At 61.9% G+C, this 17,988-nt stretch carries 17 protein-coding genes; 12 read left to right on the forward strand and 5 right to left on the reverse strand.

What is annotated here, in order from left to right; genetic code table 11:
- Nucleotides 1-6: 6 nt before the first annotated feature.
- Nucleotides 7-1,266, reverse strand: a complete 1,260-nt coding sequence (locus GJB56_RS16960; protein ID WP_081098313.1) for an MFS transporter — start codon at nt 1,264-1,266, stop codon at nt 7-9.
- Between the two features lie 443 nt (nt 1,267-1,709).
- Here GJB56_RS16960 and GJB56_RS16965 point away from each other — a divergent pair, with 443 nt between their 5' ends.
- The 11 genes from GJB56_RS16965 (at nt 1,710) to GJB56_RS17015 (ending at nt 12,097) form a co-directional block, all read left to right on the forward strand.
- Nucleotides 1,710-2,894 (forward strand): lipid-transfer protein, encoded by a 1,185-nt coding sequence (locus GJB56_RS16965; protein ID WP_113682503.1) that lies wholly within the window; start codon nt 1,710-1,712, stop codon nt 2,892-2,894.
- 1 nt (nt 2,895) lies between these two features.
- Nucleotides 2,896-3,351, forward strand: coding sequence for a MaoC family dehydratase N-terminal domain-containing protein (locus GJB56_RS16970; protein ID WP_020970674.1), 456 nt, complete (start codon nt 2,896-2,898; stop codon nt 3,349-3,351).
- A complete protein-coding gene (locus tag GJB56_RS16975; RefSeq protein ID WP_020908992.1) occupies nt 3,348-3,728 on the forward strand; it encodes a MaoC/PaaZ C-terminal domain-containing protein in 381 nt (126 codons plus the stop codon). The genes GJB56_RS16970 and GJB56_RS16975 overlap by 4 nt, the downstream gene beginning before the upstream one ends.
- Before the next feature lie 29 nt (nt 3,729-3,757).
- Entirely contained in the window at nt 3,758-4,561 is an 804-nt protein-coding gene (locus GJB56_RS16980) for an SDR family NAD(P)-dependent oxidoreductase (protein ID WP_113682504.1), read from the forward strand.
- Between the two features lie 29 nt (nt 4,562-4,590).
- Entirely contained in the window at nt 4,591-6,138 is a 1,548-nt protein-coding gene (locus tag GJB56_RS16985) for an acyl-CoA synthetase (protein ID WP_113682505.1), read from the forward strand.
- Between the two features lie 25 nt (nt 6,139-6,163).
- Nucleotides 6,164-7,369 carry a TetR/AcrR family transcriptional regulator gene (locus GJB56_RS16990; protein WP_020970677.1) on the forward strand — a complete coding sequence of 402 codons (1,206 nt, stop codon included), beginning with the start codon at nt 6,164-6,166 and terminating at the stop codon, nt 7,367-7,369.
- Nucleotides 7,370-7,491: 122 nt separating this feature from the next.
- The gene (locus tag GJB56_RS16995) at nt 7,492-8,112 is read left to right on the forward strand and encodes a malonic semialdehyde reductase (RefSeq protein ID WP_020908996.1); all 621 of its coding nucleotides are present in this window, start codon (nt 7,492-7,494) and stop codon (nt 8,110-8,112) included.
- Nucleotides 8,113-8,428: 316 nt separating this feature from the next.
- Nucleotides 8,429-9,076, forward strand: coding sequence for an ABC transporter permease (locus GJB56_RS17000; protein ID WP_019745160.1), 648 nt, complete (start codon nt 8,429-8,431; stop codon nt 9,074-9,076).
- Nucleotides 9,073-10,284 (forward strand): ATP-binding cassette domain-containing protein, encoded by a 1,212-nt coding sequence (locus GJB56_RS17005; protein WP_020908997.1) that lies wholly within the window; start codon nt 9,073-9,075, stop codon nt 10,282-10,284. Before GJB56_RS17000 ends, GJB56_RS17005 begins: the two co-directional genes overlap by 4 nt.
- Nucleotides 10,285-10,286: 2 nt before the next feature.
- Nucleotides 10,287-11,105: an ABC transporter permease gene (locus GJB56_RS17010; protein WP_003939758.1), complete on the forward strand. Its 819-nt coding sequence runs from the start codon at nt 10,287-10,289 to the stop codon at nt 11,103-11,105.
- Nucleotides 11,102-12,097: a glycine betaine ABC transporter substrate-binding protein gene (locus GJB56_RS17015; RefSeq protein ID WP_113682506.1), complete on the forward strand. Its 996-nt coding sequence runs from the start codon at nt 11,102-11,104 to the stop codon at nt 12,095-12,097. The genes GJB56_RS17010 and GJB56_RS17015 overlap by 4 nt, the downstream gene beginning before the upstream one ends.
- A gap of 27 nt (nt 12,098-12,124) precedes the next feature.
- Here the strand turns inward: GJB56_RS17015 and GJB56_RS17020 are convergent, their stop codons facing one another.
- Together GJB56_RS17020 and GJB56_RS17025 are read right to left on the reverse strand one after the other, a co-directional pair.
- Complete coding sequence (locus tag GJB56_RS17020; protein ID WP_020908998.1) at nt 12,125-12,901, reverse strand: trans-aconitate 2-methyltransferase; 777 nt, start codon at nt 12,899-12,901, stop codon at nt 12,125-12,127.
- A gap of 44 nt (nt 12,902-12,945) precedes the next feature.
- Nucleotides 12,946-13,992, reverse strand: coding sequence for a phosphatidylinositol-specific phospholipase C domain-containing protein (locus tag GJB56_RS17025; protein ID WP_230090999.1), 1,047 nt, complete (start codon nt 13,990-13,992; stop codon nt 12,946-12,948).
- Nucleotides 13,993-14,184: 192 nt separating this feature from the next.
- Here GJB56_RS17025 and GJB56_RS17030 point away from each other — a divergent pair, with 192 nt between their 5' ends.
- Nucleotides 14,185-15,708, forward strand: coding sequence for an acyl-CoA synthetase (locus GJB56_RS17030; protein WP_113682508.1), 1,524 nt, complete (start codon nt 14,185-14,187; stop codon nt 15,706-15,708).
- Between the two features lie 19 nt (nt 15,709-15,727).
- Here the strand turns inward: GJB56_RS17030 and GJB56_RS17035 are convergent, their stop codons facing one another.
- Together GJB56_RS17035 and GJB56_RS17040 are read right to left on the reverse strand one after the other, a co-directional pair.
- Nucleotides 15,728-16,792 carry an acyl-CoA dehydrogenase gene (locus tag GJB56_RS17035; RefSeq protein WP_113682509.1) on the reverse strand — a complete coding sequence of 355 codons (1,065 nt, stop codon included), beginning with the start codon at nt 16,790-16,792 and terminating at the stop codon, nt 15,728-15,730.
- A complete protein-coding gene (locus GJB56_RS17040) occupies nt 16,789-17,937 on the reverse strand; it encodes an acyl-CoA dehydrogenase family protein (RefSeq protein ID WP_225989617.1) in 1,149 nt (382 codons plus the stop codon). The genes GJB56_RS17035 and GJB56_RS17040 overlap by 4 nt, the downstream gene beginning before the upstream one ends.
- Between the last annotated feature and the right edge of the window lie 51 nt (nt 17,938-17,988).

A 17,988-nucleotide genomic window follows, 5' to 3' on the forward strand; every position in this document is an offset into this window, starting at 1 on the left:
TAGTGCTCAGCCGAGGATTCGCACCCGATCGCGGGTGGCGTTGACGGCGCAGAGCGCGATGACGGCACCGATGACAGTCGCGATTCCGAAGATCTGGAATGCGGTGGCGTATCCCTCGGCCGGGGTTGCGGCGCTGTCGACGATGACGCCGGTGAGGTAGGGAGCGATCAGACCGCCGGTGGCCATCAGAGCCATGAAAACACCCAGTACCGAGGCCATCTGCTGCGGCGGGCAGATTTCGGAGATCGCTGCGTTGAACTGCGGAATGATGACCGTCCCGATGCCGTAACCCACTGATACCACGAGCACCGCAACGATCGGAGTCTTGATGAACGGCATGCTGACGAGGGCAAGCCCACAGATCAGCAGGGCAATTCCGGGAACGATACCGCGCAGGATCCGAGAGCTGGCACCGCGCGCCATCAGCCTGTCACTGATCGACGTGCACAGGAACATGAAGAACAGTCCCGCGATGCTGGGAATGCCGAACATGGTTCCCGCCTGAACCCGCGAGTATCCAAGTCCCACTTCGAAGTACGACGGCAGCCACGTGAGCACCACCGTGATGAGAGCGTACATGGTGAACACCGCGGCAAGCGCACCGAGGAATGTCGGCGTGAAGAAGATCTTCGTCAGCGGCACCTTGGCGACAACCACCGAGTCTGTGGCCGTTGTGGTCTCCCGCTCGGACTTCCTGACCGGCCGCTGCATGTACGGCCCCTCTTTCCAGGTGAACAACCACAGGACGCACCAGACCACGCCGACCCCGGCAAGGATGATGAACGTTGCTCGCCACCCCCAACTGGCTACAGCCAAGGCCATCAGCGGCGCGATCGCAATCTTCGCGATAGAGGCACCGGAAGCCAGGAAAGCTCCTGGCAGACCACGCTTTTCCGCAGGATGCCACGAGTAGACACCCGTGTGAACCAGCGCACCCGCTGGTCCCTCGAAGAATCCGAGCATCATGCGCGTGAACAGAAGCATGCCGAAACCGGCAACCACGACGAGCGGGATCATCGACGCTGCCCACCCCAGTGAGAGCAGAACCAGCAACCACCGCAGCGACATCCACTTGTGCAGTACCCCGGCAAAGAAGCCACCGACGGTGAAGGCCAGGAAGAATGCACTGCCGACCAGTCCGATCTGTGCAGAGGTCAGTCCGAATTCCTTGGCCAGCGGCTGTGCAACCAGGCCGAAGACTGCCTTGTCAGCCCAGTTGACGACGACAAGGAGAACGAGAACTCCGGTGAGCCCCCATGCCCGCACTCGGGATTCCCCTACTTCTCGCGGTGGTGCGGCGGTGGGAAGAGCCGGCTTGCTCAACGTCATTCTCATCGATCCTCTCAGGCAAGTGCGACAACTGCGCCACGGAGTGAGCGCAATGCGAAACAGAAGCTGGGTGAACTGATCTCAGCACCGAAGTACTGGATGCGGGACTCGGAGACCGGTCCGGTGCGAACCCGATGTGGTCGATTCGTGGTCGATTCAACCGCCGGGCACCTACTCTGTGACGCACGCCACCTTGCCGCCCAGAAAGTAAATCATCAATCGACACTTCGACGCAATAGCCTCGTGAAATTGTCCACCTTCGTCGACGATCTGTCGGATATCGCGACGAAAGTACCTCGTAAATAGGCATTGTGACCCAGTAGACAAAACTCGAATCGTGGTCTTAAGTAAATCTTCATCCGATCATTTAGGAGACAATCGTGACCAGAGAAGTCCATGTTGCCGGAGTGGGAATGATCCCGTTCACCAAGCCGGGCAAGAGTGAGAACTACAACGTCATGGGAGATACGGCCGCCCGTGCCGCCCTCGACGACGCCGGTATCGACTACTCGCTGGTCCAGCAGGCCTATGCCGGCTACGTTTACGGCGACTCCACTGCCGGACAGGCCGCCGTCTACGGCCTCGGATTGACCGGCATTCCGGTCATCAACGTCAACAACAACTGCGCCACAGGATCTTCGGCCCTTTTCCTCGCACGCCAAGCCGTCGCCAGCGGCGCCGTCGAATGCGCATTGGCTGTCGGCTTCGAGCAGATGAAACCCGGCGCACTCAAGCGGGTCTGGGACGACCGCCCTGCCCCGATGTACCGTTTCGACGATCTGATGACCGAGATCCAAGGCGTCCACGACGCACCGCGCGCAGCCCAGATGTTCGGTGGCGCAGGACTTTCGCACATGGAGAAGTACGGCACCAAGCCCGAGACCTTCGCAAAGATCTCGGTCAAGGCACGTAAGCACGCGGCCAACAATCCCAACGCGGTCTTCCGTGATCTTCTCACCGAAGAGCAGGTACTGGAGTCACCGCACATCTTCGGCCCGCTCACTCGTTACCAGTGCTGCCCACCCACCTGTGGTGCCGCTGCCGCTGTCGTCTGCAGCGAAGAGTTCGCCCGCAAGCACGGGCTGGCGGCTGACGTAGTGATCGAGGCACAGGCCCTGACCACCGATACACCAAGCACTTTCGAGGACCGCGACATGATGAAGGTCGTCGGCTACGACATGACGGCTGCCGCAGCTGCGCAGGTTTACGAAGCCGCCGGCATCGGACCTGAGGACGTTCAGGTCGTGGAACTGCACGACTGCTTCTCCGCCAACGAACTCATCACGTACGAAGGTCTTGGCCTCACGCCCGAAGGTACTGCCGAGAAGTTCATCCTGGACGGCGACAACACCTACGGCGGACGAGTAGTCACCAACCCGTCGGGAGGCCTGCTGTCAAAGGGCCACCCCCTCGGCGCCACCGGTCTTGCCCAGTGCGCCGAACTGGTCTGGCAACTGCGCGGTCAGGCCGGCAAGCGGCAGGTCGAAGGAGCACGAATCGGACTGCAGCACAACCTCGGACTCGGCGGTGCGTGTGTGGTCAGCATCTTCAAGAAGGTCGGCTGACATGGCGCTCGATCCGTCCGTCGTCGGAACGATCATCCCGGGCCACGAGGCACTGGTCGAGCGCGGACGCCTGCGCTTCTTCGCCCAGGCCATCGGTGAGACCAACCCGATCTACGGAGACGTCGAGGCCGCCAAGGCTGCGGGGCATCGTGACCTGGTGGTACCGCCGACATTCCTGTTTTGCCTCGACATGGAAAAACCGGACCCGTTTGCCCTGGTCCGATCGCTGAAAATCGACATGAGGTACGTCCTGCACGGCGAGCAGTCCTTCGAATATCACGCACTCGCCTATGCCGGCGACACACTTGCCTACAACGGCAAGGTCACGGACGTGTACTCGAAGAAGAACGGCGCCTTGGACTTCCTTGTCCGGACCGCCGAGGTCACCCGCGACGGCGAGTTGATCGCCCGCCTCACCAACACCCTGGTCGTTCGAAACCCTAAGGCGCAGAAATGAAAACAGGAGACGTTCTTCCCTCCCTGGAATTGCCCGAGATCAGTCGCACCACTCTCGCGCTCTACGCCGGCGCTTCGGGTGACCACAACCCGATGCACATCGATCTCGACGTCGCTCGCTCCGGCGGAATGGACGACGTGTTCGCACACGGCATGCTCTCGATGGCCTACCTCGGTCGATTGCTGACCAATTACGTTCCGCAGGAACGCATCCGCACCTACAGTGTTCGCTTTGCCTCCATCACACCGCTGCACGCCAAGCCGACGTGCACCGGGACCGTCACCAAGGTCGAGGACGGCCTGGCCCATCTCGATATTGCCGTCACTCTCTCCGACGGCACCGTCACCCTGCGCGGCGACGCCGTCGTAGCCGCTTGAAAACTCTCTCTACCGAAAGGAACCCCGACATGGGCAAGCTCGACAACAGGACAGCACTCGTCACCGGATCCGGCCGCGGTATCGGCCGCGCCATCGCCATGAAGTTCGCCGCGGAAGGCGCGAGCGTCGTAGTCAACGATCTTGATCCGGGCCCGGCCAAGGAGACGGTCGAGGAGATCATCGCGGCCGGTGGCAAGGCAGTGGCGTGCGTCGGTTCGGTCACCGAAGAAGGTTTTGCGGATCGATTCGTCAACACCGCAATCGATACCTTCGGCGGCCTCGACATCATCGTCAACAATGCCGGGTTCACCTGGGACAACGTCATCCAGAAGATGACCGACGAGCAGTGGGACACGATTCTCGATCTGCATCTGAAGGCACCGTTCCAGATCCTGCGCGCCGCTCAGCCCTACATCAAGGCCAATCCCACCGACTACCACCGCAAGGTCGTCAACATCTCGTCCAACGCCGGAGTGGTCGGCAATGCCGGTCAGTCCAACTACGCAGCCGCCAAGGCCGGCATCATCGGCTTGAGCAAAACCCTCGCGCGTGAGTGGGGTCGTTACAAGGTCAACGTGAACGCCGTTGCGTACGGTCTGATCAACACCCGCCTGACAGAGGCGTCGGCCGACGGCAACTCCACCATCGACGTCGAGGGTCGCGAGATCAAGGTCGGAGTGAACCCGCAACTCCTGGCGGCAGCCGAGCGGACCATCCCATTTGGCCGCGCCGGACGTCCGGACGAAGCGGCCGGCGCGGTGTTCGCACTGTGCCTGCCCGAAACCGACTACGTCAGCGGCCAGTGCCTGGTGTGCGACGGCGGCAGTCGCTAACCTCACGTTTCCAGAAAGGAGCGGTCCCCATGTACTTGACTCAGTCTCTGCAACGATCAATGCAGCAACGCCCTGACCAGCCCATGACCGTGTGTGGGGACCGTATCCGCACCTGCGCCGAGGTCGGCGGGAGAGTAACCCGTCTTGCGGGCGCTTTCCGTGACCTCGGTGTGCAGGTAGGCGATCGCGTCGCGATACTGTCGCTCAACTCCGATCGCTATCACGAGTACTTTTTTGCCACCTGGTGGATGGGAGGCGCTGTCAATCCGCTCAACACCAGATGGAGCGCTGCCGAGATCGCTTTTGCGCTGGACGATTCCGATACACGAGTGCTGGTCGTCGACGACACCTTTCTGCCGCTACTCGACGAGGTACGGGTGTTGTTCCCACAGCTCGCCGTAGTGATACATGCCGGCGAACTGCCGACGCCGGCCGGCGCTCTCGACTACGAGAATCTGATCGCCTCGAGCGAACCCAAACCGGACCTGCGACTCGGCGGCGACCACTTGGCCGGAATCTTCTATACCGGCGGAACCAGCGGTCACCCCAAGGGGGTCATGCTCACCCACGCCAACCTCGTGACGTCGAGCCTCGGCGCAGTGGCCAGTAATCGAACGCCTGGTACCGACGGCCTGGCTCTGATCACCGCCCCGATGTTTCATCTTGCGTCGCTGGCAAATTGGATCGGTCGTAACACTGTCGGGGCGACGTTGGTGATTCAGCCAAGTTTCGAACCGGCCACCGCACTGCGCTTGATCGAGCAGCACAAAGTTACGTCGATGCTGTTGGTACCCACGATGATTCAAATGCTGATTCGTCATCCGGACCGGACGAACCGGGACCTGTCCAGCATCCTGGCCGTGCAGTACGGTGCTTCCCCGATCTCCGAAACCTTGCTTCGGCAAGCGCAACAGGCTTTTCCGCAGGCAGCCTTCATGCAGGGGTACGGCATGACCGAGGCCGGACCCGGACTCACCAGCCTGAGCGCAGAAGATCACGTCGACGCGACCCGCCTGAAATCTGCCGGTCGGCCGATGGGACACGTCGAGATTCAGGTGGTCGACGAGAACGGCAACGAGCTTCCTCGCGGTGAGGTCGGCGAAATCATCGCCCGCGGCGGCAACATCATGTGCGGCTACTGGAATCGGCCGGAAGAAACACGATCGGCATTGCGCGACGGTTGGCTGTACACCGGCGACGGAGGCTACATGGACGAAGCCGGGTATCTCTTCGTCGTGGATCGGCTCAAGGACATGATCATCTCGGGTGGCGAGAACGTCTATTCGACGGAGGTCGAAAACGCTCTGGCCACACATCCGGACGTGATCAGTTGCGCTGTGATCGGCGTACCCGACGATCAGTACGGCGAACGAGTCCACGCGGTCCTGGTCGTGCGTCCCGGGGTGTCTCTGACGTGCGAAGAAGTCCGCGCACACTCGAAGACGCTGATTGCCGGCTACAAGTCTCCGCGAAGTATCACCATCGTCGAGCAAATGCCCGTGTCCCCGGCTGGCAAGATACTCAAGAGAGAACTCCGCAGGCAGTTCTCCGACTTTGCAACCAGCACCATCACCTGACCACGCCACCGACCTCGAGGGCCCCATGACGATCGATACATCGGACGGCACACCTGCGGCCTCGCCGGACCGGCCGGCCACGCCGAAAACGACCCCGAAGAAGACGCTGCGCCCACGCAACCGCAAGGCGCAGATCATCACCGTGGCTCGTGAACAGTTCGGCCGCTCGGGGTACCACAACGTCAGCATGGAAGGCATCGCGTCTGCGGTGGGCATCACCGCAGGCGCGCTGTACCGCCACTTCCCGAACAAGCAGGAACTCCTCGCGCAGGCGATGCTCGACGGCTCGTCTTCGATCCTCGCGATCCTCGACGAGGTCGATCGAACCGATTCCAAGGTGGTCTTCACGGCACTGGTTCGTTACGGACTCGACAACAACTTCCGTAGTCTTCTCTTCGATCAGGAGGCCCGTAACCTGACCCCTGAGCGCAGAACGGAGGCGCGTGCCGGAGTTCGGGAAGTCACGAGCCGGGTCGCAGTCGCCCTTCGACACGAGCGTCCCGACCTGTCGGTTCCCGATTCCGTCGTTCTGGGGTGGGCACTCACCAGTATCGCGTTCAGCCCCGCTCGACACCGCACGACGCTTCCTCGAAAGCGCTTCGAGGCTCTGTTAGCCAGGTTGTTCGATGTCGTTCGTACCGCTCCGGTCCTTCCCGAGGAGCCGGCGGCACAGCCGCAGCCGACTTCGAACTTCAGCCACACTTCGCGTCGCGAAAGTTTGATGGGCGCCGCAATCACGCTGTTCGATCAACGCGGCTACCGATCCGTGACAATGGACGACATCGGCAGCGCCGCCGGTGTTCCGAGTTCGAGCATCTACACCCATTTCGGAAGTAAAGCCGAAGTGCTGCAAGCAATTCTGGCCCGCGGGAACGAAACACTCCGGCTCGGCCTGGTCCAGGCTTTGAGGAACGCAGACTCACGGGAAGACGCGATTGCCCGCGTCGTACATTCGTACACCAATTCGGTGATCTCACCTGACAGCGCGATTGCCATTCTCATCGAAGAAACAGCGAACTTGCCCGAAGAAGCGCAGGCCTCGACGCACATTGCACAACGCGAGTACATCGACGAGTGGGTACACCTGCTCGGTAACGAAACCGCGGATGCACGGGCGACGGTGTTGGCAACCATCAGCATGATCAACGACCTCACGCGCGTCCGACTCGAATCACGACAGTGCGCGATCGAGGATCTGGCGGTGAGGATTCTCGCCACCCAGACGGTCTGACTCGTCACTCCCCAGCGCTGAACCCTACGACTGGTGCTACCGTATCCAAGTACTTTCTTTTTACTAGCAACTAGCTTTACCGGGTAACGCTCGGATGAGCTACAACGGAAACGGAACCACCGATGTCACTCGACGCAGCCACCCCATTTACCGCACAGCAGCTCGACGCAGCCGGCCGTGAACTGCTCTTCACAGCAGCCCGCACGGCAAACTCCTTCTCCAACGAACCGGTCACCGACGACGAACTGACTGCGATCTGGGAGCTCGCGAAGTGGGCACCGACCGCGGCCAACACCAATCCACTGCGCGTGCTGTTCGTGCGTACGGAGGAGGGCAAAGCGCGCCTCGTCGAGCACATGTCCGACGGCAACAAGGCCAAGACCGCATCGGCGCCTGCTGTCGCGGTTCTTGCCGTTGACACCAAGTTCTACGAGCATATTCCGGCACTGTTCCCCATCCGTCCGGAGATGAAGGACTACTTCGAGTCCGACGACGCTGCCGCCACATCGAGCAGCAAGTTCAACGCCGCACTGCAGGCTGGTTACGTGATCCTCGCGATTCGGGCGCAGGGCCTGGTCGCCGGCCCGATGGCCGGCTTCGACGCCGACGGCATCGACGGCGAGTTCTTCGCGGACGGACGCTTCAAGACCACCCTGGTGGTCAACATCGGCCATCCCGGCGAGAACCCGTGGTTCGACCGTCTGCCGCGGCTGTCCAATGAGGATGCGCTCAGCTGGGCCTGAGGCCGACTCGTACAGTTCCCACAATGCGGGAGGGTTCTCCGGAGCCCTCCCGCATTGCTGTCTCGAGCGTTTGCTGTCTCCAGCACGTTTCAACTCCGCACGCAGTGGGTACGTACCCGCGTCCCGCAAAATCTCACGTCCAGAACAACATCCGACACGCTGCAATCGGAATTAGTTGCAGTATCTCAGTTTTTGGACGACAGTCGAGGGAAACCCCTCGGCCTACGGAGGCTGCGGGGAAAGCCCTTGTGCGCCGGTCGGTGTCGAGGGAAGACGTTCGAGCGAGCAGAAGTCCGAAGAAAGTGGGTTCGGAAATATGGGCGCCCTATGGGATTTTGTCGTTGCACGACGACAACAATTGATGACCGACTCGTACCTACATGTTTCAGCAGTTATCCAGTCCGTGATCATCGCGACGATTGCCGCCGTGATCATCGGCATTCTCGTCTACCGGAGCCCGGCGGGATCCTCCATCGCTACGGCGTTGGCCAGCACGATCCTGACGGTTCCTTCATTCGCTCTCCTCGGACTGCTCATTCCGATTCTCGGTCTCGGCGTCGCTCCCACGATCACCGCGTTGATCTTGTATGCCCTGCTCCCGATCATTCGGAACACGATCATCGGTCTGGATGCGGTCAACCCGGCGATCACGGACGCAGCCCGCGGTGTCGGAATGAATCGCATGCATGTTCTGAGTCGAATCGAGCTGCCGATCGCGTGGCCGTCGATCCTCACCGGCATGCGGGTCAGCACACAGATGCTCATGGGCATCCTCGCCATCGCGGCGTACGCCAAGGGTCCTGGTCTGGGAAACCTGATCTTCTCCGGACTCTCGCGTGTCGGTAGCCCGAACGCTGTTCCTCAAGCGCTGGTCGGCACCGTACTGATCGTCATTCTGGCTCTGATTCTCGACGGAATCTACGTCGTCATCGGTCGTCTCACTACTTCGAAGGGGCTGCAATGACTGAAACCATTCCGTCTGACGTATCTGCAGATCAGAAGGTATCCGGGGTCGAGATCGTTCTCGAATCCGTGACCAAGCGTTACCCGGGCCAGAAAGCTGCAGCGGTGGACAATGTTTCACTGACTGTTCCGGCCGGTGAGATCGTGGTCTTCGTCGGACCTTCGGGTTGCGGCAAGACGACGACGATGCGCATGATCAACCGTCTGATCGAACCCACCTCGGGCAAGATCACCATCGACGGCAAGGACGCGCTGTCCATCGACCCGGACAAGCTCCGCCGCGGCATCGGCTACTCGATTCAGCAGGCAGGATTGTTCCCGCACTTCACCATTGCGAAGAACGTCGCGACGGTGCCCGGCCTCATCGGTTGGGACAAGAAACGTATCGCAGCTCGCACCGACGAGATGCTCGACCTCGTCGGCCTCGATCCCGATACCTATCGCGACCGCTACCCTCGCCAGTTGTCCGGTGGCCAGCAACAGCGTGTGGGCGTGGCGCGGGCGCTGGCTGCAGATCCCCCTGTCTTGTTGATGGACGAGCCTTTCGGTGCCGTCGACCCGATCACCCGCGGCCTGCTGCAGGACGAACTGATGCGTCTGCAGTCGGAGTTGGGTAAGACCATCGTCTTCGTCACCCACGATTTCAACGAGGCAGTCAAACTCGGTGACCGTATTGCCGTGCTGGGCAATCAGTCCAGCATCATGCAGTACGACACTCCGGAGGCGATTCTCGCCAATCCCGCAAACGACATGGTCGCGGGATTTGTCGGGGCGGACGCCTCGCTCAAGCAGCTGACCCTGACACGCGTGCGCCAGATCAAACTCAAGCAGTGCCTCACCGCCCGCGAAACCGATTCGGTCGATGATTTGAGAACCGCACTCGCAGCGCGTAAGTGGAAGTGGGCCCTGATTCTCGATCAGCGTGGACGGCCGCTTCGCTGGGTCTCGCCCGGCCACCTCGCCCATGCGTCGACGCTTCGAGGTGTCGGTAACGAGATCGGCGAAGCCGTGTCCATCCAGTCCACCCTGCAGGATGCCTTGGAGGCTCTTCTCGCCGAAAGCAATGCGTCCACTGTGGTCACCGGACGGCGCGGCGAGTATGTCGGTCTCATCACCATCGACACACTGGTCAGCCATCTCTCCGAGATGCGCGAGGAGCATGCGCACGACCACGACGAAGAGCCAGACACCGAGAACGTCGAGGGTTGAACATGACTGCCACGACAGAGGAGCGCGTCTCCGCGCCTGAGATGGAACCGGACGCCCCCGATCTGGGTGCGGCCGAGAACGCCGCCACGCGCCGTGCGGAACGGATGCGACTGTATGTGCAACCGGTCATCGTCCTGATCCTGGTTGCGGGCGTGTTGATCTGGGCATTCAGCCGAGATCTCAACGCGACGCAGAAAGCGAGCATCAATCTCGACAACATCGTCACACTGACCTGGCAGCACGTACTGATCACGGCCGCCGTGGTCATCATCGTCGTCGCCATCGCGGTTCCACTCGGAACCCTGCTGACCAGGCCGAAATTCACCCGATTGGCACCGTTCTTCGTGGGAATAGCCAACATCGGAGCCGCAGCGCCGGCCATCGGCCTGCTCGTGCTGTTCTATCTCGCAACAAGAACGACGGGCTTCTGGATAGGCGTGTTTCCCATCGCGTTCTATTCGCTGCTCCCGGTGCTGCGCAACACCATCCTCGGCTACCAGCAAGTGGACAAGACCTTGATCGATGCCGGGCGCGGGCAGGGAATGTCTTCGCTCACGGTCCTGCGTCAACTCGAATTCCCGATGGCCGTCCCGTACATCCTTGCAGGACTGCGCACTTCGCTCGTTCTGGCAGTCGGCACCGCGACGCTGTGCTTCCTGGTCAGTGCCGGCGGACTCGGCATTCTGATCGACACCGGATACAAGCTCCGCGACAACGTCACCCTCGTGGTCGGTGCCGTACTGGCGGTGTCGTTGGCCTTGCTGATCGACTGGCTCGGCGCGCTCGCCGAAACTTATCTCGGGCCCAAGGGATTACGATGACCAAGACTTCGATCACCAGAACGTGGGGCTGGAAAGTCGCGGTTGCCACGATCGGCCTCACACTTGTCGCTTCGTGTGGCCTCGAGTCCGGTGGCGCACTGCCCCTGGCTGTCGGCCCCGGCAGCATCGAGCCGGTTCCCGAGCTCGAGGGTGTGAAGATGACCGTCGGCTCCAAGGACTTCACCGAGCAGATCGTGCTCGGATACGTCATCGAATTCGCGATGGCCGCTGCGGGCGCAGATGTTCGAGATCTCACGAACATCCAGGGCTCGAACAGCACCCGTGACGCACAGTTGAACGGGCAGATCGACCTTGCGTACGAGTACACCGGGACCGGCTGGATCAACTACCTCGGCAACGAGACTCCGCTTCCCGATTCGCAGGCGCAGTTCGAGGCCGTCCGTGATGCGGACCTTGCTGTGAACGACATGGTGTGGACCGATCCGGCGCCGATGAACAATACGTATGCATTGGCGATGAGCAAGGAGACCGCTGAGAAGACCGGCGTCAAGACGGTTTCCGACTACGCGAAGTTGGTCGAATCCGATCCCGGCGCCGCGGTGACGTGCGTCGAGACCGAGTTCAACGTCCGCCAGGACGGATACCCCGGCCTGGCAGCGAAATACGGTTTCGACGCCTCGCGTGCCCAGCGCCAGATCCTGCAGACCGGCATCATCTACCAGGCGACAGCCGACAGCGATCAGTGCAAGTTCGGCGAGGTGTTCACCACCGACGGTCGCATCATCGCACTCGATCTCGTTCTGCTCGAAGACGATCTGCAGTTCTTCCCGAAATACAATCCGGCGTTGGTCATGAAAAAGGACTTCGCGGAAGCACATCCGGAGGTTGCCGAAGTCATGGCGCCGATCTCGGAGAAACTGACCAACGAGGTGATGACCGAGCTCAACCGGCAGGTCGACGTCGACGGCAAGGAGCCGGCGGACGTGGCTCGCGACTGGCTGGTCTCGGAAGGTTTTGTCACCGCTGAGTGATCGGCGGACCGCAGCACAGCCGAGTAGTTACCGCTTGCGTCCCACGCAGAACACCCGCCGGAACGGAAACAGCGTTCCGGCGGCTGTTGCGGGATACGCCTCCCGCAGCAGATCCGAATACTGGCGCTCGAACTCCGGAGCGTCGGCCTCGCCGAGAACGTCCAGCACCGGCCGAAGTCCAGTCCCCCGAACCCATCCGAGCACCGGATCGGCACCGGCCAGCACGTGTACGTACGTCGTTTCCCAGGCGTCGACGTCGAATCCGTGCTCCTGCAGACGCTGCGCGTACGCAACCGGACTGTCGACGCCTTCCGGGCCGCGTAGGACGCCGCCCAGTCGCTCGCTCCATTCCGCGGACTCCGCGAGGCTTCGCATGAGCGCATGTGACGGTGCATCGAAGTTTCCCGGAACCTGCCACGCCAGCCACGACCCGGATGCCAGGGTGTCCGCCCACTGGTCGATCAGCTCACGGTGGCTCGGAACCCACTGCAATGCAGCGTTACTGACGACCACGTCGTAACCCGTGGCATCGAAGGACATGATGTCCCCCAACTCGACGGTGACGTTTCCCGGTAGGTCTGTCGGGGCCTGCGCCACCATTTCGGGAGACGAATCGAAACCGGATACCGAGGCGTCCGGCCATCGTTCCCCCAGCATCGCGGTCAAGCTACCTGATCCGCAACCGAGGTCGGCTACCCGCGTCGGGTCTTCGGTCGCCACCCGTGACACCAGGTCCACGAACGGGCGTGACCGCTCACCCGAATAGCGGCCGTAGACTTCGGGATTCCACGTGACAGTGCGCATGAACCCATCCTGCACCCAGTTCCTGAGAATTGCCGCCCTCTAGATCACCGACGCGGCACCACGGTGGACAGTACGTTCGGCAACCTCGACCAGTCCGCGGTGATGTAACTTGCGTGATCACCCGCCAACCGGTCGAGACGCTCGCTCGCCTCGGCTTCGGTGGCATGCGCACCGTCGATCTGTGGAGCGACCTTGTGCGCGTCGGTCATGACGAGCAGGTAGCCACGATCGTGGTACCACTGCGGATCCACAACGCCCGAGGTGTAATCGAGGGCGTCGCCGTCGAAGATCACGAACCACGGGCGGATGCCCGGGTCGGCGTAACGGTCGATTCGTGGGTCTCCCGGTGACGCCCGGTGAACAGCGGGAAAGGCGGCGCCGAGTTGGACGAGTCCGGCAGCGGACAGATCTCGCAAGTGTGTCGCGTACTGCCGGTCGGTCCACTCCGTGTCGAGCGGGTTTCCCTCCTCGATCGTTCCCGGAATCAGCTCGAACAGAAATTTGCCGCTCATCTCGGACATGCTCGGCCATCCACGGTCGGTGACGGCGTCATCCGGGGTCGAGTAGGACTCACCCATCAGATCGGATGGAGTGAAGACCGCGTCCCCGAGAGTCCCGAGGATCAAGGCGTCGAGATCGGCAGGTCCGCGTCCGTAGCCGGTGGTGAAACCGTCCTTGAGTTCCAACTTGATCATCACCGGAGGATGCTCGGGGTCGGCTTCGTGCCACGCCCGCATGTCTGCCAGGCATCCGCGCAGTCCCTGATCTCGCTGACCACTTCGCAACCCGGATGCGTCCTGCGCACCGACGCAGTTGCTGTCGCTCGCCACCGGATTCATGTGCGAGACACGCCAGTCCGGACTACCGCCGTCGGTCCACAGATCCAATTCGAGCAGCGAGGCCCCGGAGTCCAAAGCGTCGGCGAAGTACGGAAACGTCGCCTTCTCGTAGGAGTTGTGGACGCCGACGGACGTGGTCTCGGAGAACGAGCGAGCTCGGTCCGCAGTCGCCTCGGCACCGGCCGTGGGAGCCGAGACGACCGAGACGATGGCCGTGAATGCACTCACACCGGCTACCAGAATTCCACGCATGTTCGACACTCTCGCAGAAATCACGCCGTCGCAGGACGGAATCGGAAGAGGCAACTGGACGAACGTCCTAGACGGCATCGAGGGTGAGGCGCGGTCTCAGGCGGTGAGTGAAGGAAATTATCAGGCAAATAGCATCATGGCTGGAACTGATCCGAGTCGGAGCACTCGGCCCACACCCGCAGAAGGAATCGCATGCAGCTGACTCAATTCGTTCACCGATCCCTGCGAGCATCACCCGATGCGGTGATGACGATCTTCGACGGCCGACTGCGCACGTGCCGGGAATCGGTGGACCGGACGAGCAGACTCGCCGGAGGGTTTCAGACTTTGGGCCTGCGCACCGGTGACAGAGTCGCAATCTTGGCATCGAACTCCGACTACTACCACGAGGCACTCCTGGCCTGCTGGTGGTTCGGAGCAGTGGCCAGTCCGGTCAATTCTCGCTGGAGCACGGCGGAAATCACGTACGCCCTGGAAGATTCAGGATCGACGGTATTGCTCGTGGACGAGAACTTTGCTTCCGTCGGATCTACCCTTCGCGAGGCGTGTCCAGGCCTGACCACTGTCGTCTACTGCGGCAGCGGCCCGGTTCGCGACGGAATGCTCGACTATGAACGGGTGATCGCGGAGGCGACTCCGGTCGACGATCTGCGCGTCGGCGGCGACACGCTGGCACTACTCCTCTACACCGGCGGGACCACCGGAGTGCCGAAGGGCGTGATGATCAGTCATCAAGCGCTGATGACCTCGGCGCTTGGTACTCTCGCGGCAGGCAGCGTGGCTGTCAGCAACGGAACGAACCTCGCGATCAACCCTCTGTTTCACATCGCCGGGATAGTCGGATGGTTGGCTCAGTCGCTGATGGGTGGCACCCAAGTGTTCATGCCGAACTTCAGCCCACGCACGTTCCTCGAGGCCGTTGATCGCCATCGCCCGACAACTGTGGGTCTGGTGCCGACGATGCTTCAGATGTTGGTCGACTACGAAGACTCGACCACCTATGACTTGTCCAGCGTCAGGATCCTGAGATACGGCGCCTCGCCCATTTCGCCGACGCTTCTCGAACGAGTCATGCAAATGTTCCCCAACAGCTCGTTTGTGCAGGGCTACGGGATGACTGAAACCGCGCACATCAGCATGCTGAGCCCGGCTGATCACCTCGAAGGTGGTGACCTCCTCCGCAGCGCCGGTCGAGTACTGCCGCACTGCGAGGTGAAAATCGTCGACCCGACCGGCGCGGAACTCCCACCCGGCGAGGTGGGCGAAATCGTCACGTTCGGCAGCCACGTCATGCTCGGATACTGGAACAAACCGAAAGAGACCGCAGAAGTGCTCCGCGACGGGTGGATGCATACCGGCGACGCCGGATACCTGGACGCCCGCGGTTACCTGTTCATCGTCGATCGCATCAAGGACATGATCGTCACCGGTGGCGAGAACGTCTACTCCACCGAGGTCGAAAACGCTCTGGCACAACATGAATCCGTCGCGTCCTGTGCCGTGATCGGCCTGCCCGATACCCAGTGGGGCGAGCGTGTCCATGCCGTAGTCGTCCTTCGGCATGGTTTCGACGCCGACGCCGACGAACTGCGCGCTCACGTGAAAACGCTGATCGCCGGTTACAAATCTCCGCGTACCTTCCAATTCGTCGATGCATTGCCACTGTCGGCAGCAGGCAAGATACTGAAGCGCGATCTTCGTTGCAACGCAACGTAATCCTCTACGACAGTCAGGATTACAGCTGCAATGTCGGTTCTGGATCAGTGATCAAGCGGTGCAGTGACGGCGATGCAGCTACGGCCTCTCCCAGTTGCGTAGCGCTCGCGATTTCGTCGCCGAACTCCGATCGCCAGGCATGCAGTCGTCGGGTGAGTTGTTGCAAGCGGTATTCGCGGGTCATGCCGATCGCACCGTGTGCCTGGTGGGCGGCGCGCACGCTCGCGAGCGCATTTTGTGAAACCACCAATTTGGTTGCGCTCACTTCGAAGTCGGCGTCGCGCCGGGTGAGCGCGTGCGCCGTGCGATCCACGGCCAGTGTGGACATCGATGCCATCTGAGCGAGAGTGACGATATGCTGCTGGACGGCTTGGAACTGCGCGATGGGCCTACCGAACTGCACCCGCTCCGACACGTAGCGACGGGTCAACGTCGACACCGACTCCATGGCTCCTGCCATCTGTACCGAGCGCAAGAACGCGCCGAGCCTGTTGAGAATCCGCGGGTCGACCAAGTTGTCGCCATCGACAATCCGCGCTTCTGCGAACGTCAGGCTCTGACGCGGTTGCCCGGCAAGATCCGTCCCTCCACCGATCTCGGCGCCGGAGATGTTCAGGAGTACAACGCGATCACCGAGAACTGCTGCCAGCACTGATGCGGCGCTACCCCACGGCACATCGTGAAAGGTGCCCGACAGGAAACCGTCGTTGGTGCGACGCACATCGTCGCGCTGCGATCCCGGCGCGACGGTTGCGATTCCGGAGGGCACCGGTAGCCCGGCCGCTGCTGCCAGCCTGCCCGCTAGGTACGTCTCGGCGAGCGGCAACGGCGCAGCGTGCCTCGCCGCCGCGCGCTGGACAGTCACGGCGTCGAGGAGCGAGCCACCGGAACCACCAACGGATTCGGGAAGACCGACCAGCGGCAACCCCAGTTCGACTGCCGCGCTCCATAATCCGGTGGACAGACCGTCGATCTCCGCCTGCGCTACCACCTCGGTGCCGGACTTCTCGGCGAAAAATTGTTCTACCATCGATTCGAGGTCGGCGTCGAATGTGTACGCGTTGATCTCTGACCCCGAATTCATCGGTTCAATCCTTTCACGATCACGGTGCGGAGAATTTCGTTGGTTCCACCGCGAATCGACCACGACGGCGCCACCAGCACGGCCCGGGCGAGCAGCGACTCGTACGGATCGTCGGAGGCAAGGTCTGGAGCCCGGCCGAGGTGCCGCGCGACGGTCGCAACACAGTCCTGTTCGAAGCGTGTTGCCATCTCCTTGATCAGCGCGGCCTCCGTGACCGGCGAGCGACCGGAGTCGACCATCCGTGCAATGGACAGCGACATCCCACGAAAAGCCCAGCAGCGCGCCGTAATCGAGCCCAGATCGGCGAGGGCAGAGGGACCGCCCTGCGCCGCCTGGTTGGCTGCCCAGTTCTCGAGGACCGGCATCAGCGACATCCAGCGGTCGACGCCACCTCGCTCGAGTGCGAGTTCACCGGTGTTTTGTCCCCAGCCCGCTCCGACGTCTCCGAGGCGACGCGAGTCCGGCACGAAAACGTCCTGGAACGACACCTCGCAGAAGTCCTCGCTTCCGTCGATGAACGGAATGGGTGAGACGGTCAGGCCCTCGCTGTCGCGATCGACGATCAGCTGAGTGAGTCCGTTGTGCTTGTCTGCCGAGGTTCGAAGCAGAGCGAGTATGTGTGTGGCATGGAAGGCACCGGTGGTCCAGATCTTGGTGCCGTTGACTTTCCAGCCACCATCGACACGTTCGGCGCGAGTGCGTACCGATGCCAGGTCCGAACCCGAGTCGGGTTCACTCATCCCGATCGAGAACGAGAACTCACCGCTCGCGATACCGGGAAGGAAGTACCGCTTCTGTTCTTCCGTGCCGTTGGCGGCGATGCTCGGACCCGACTGTCTGTCTCCGATCCAGTGATAGCCGACCGGCGCTCCCCGCGCGAGAAGTTCTTCGACGACGACCAATCGATCCACTGCTGACCGTCCGCCCCCGCCGTATTCCTTCGGCAGCGACATGCCGAGCCACCCACGGCTACCGAGATCTCGCGAGAACGCCGGATCCACAGCCCCGGACATCCCGAGTCCGAGGGGGTAGCTGCCCGGGGTTAGCCGCTTGTCGAGGTACTCCCGCACTTCGGCCTGAAGCGCGAGTTCCTCGATCGTCAGTTCTGTTGCGTCGAAACGCATGGACGTACTGCGTACCACCATCGTGACTTTCTCCTTCGCGGCAGCGGACAGGCTTCAGGGTACCGAGCCGAG

It is taken from the genome of Rhodococcus sp. AQ5-07 (assembly GCF_009707305.1).
Lineage (GTDB): Bacteria > Actinomycetota > Actinomycetes > Mycobacteriales > Mycobacteriaceae > Rhodococcus_F > Rhodococcus_F erythropolis.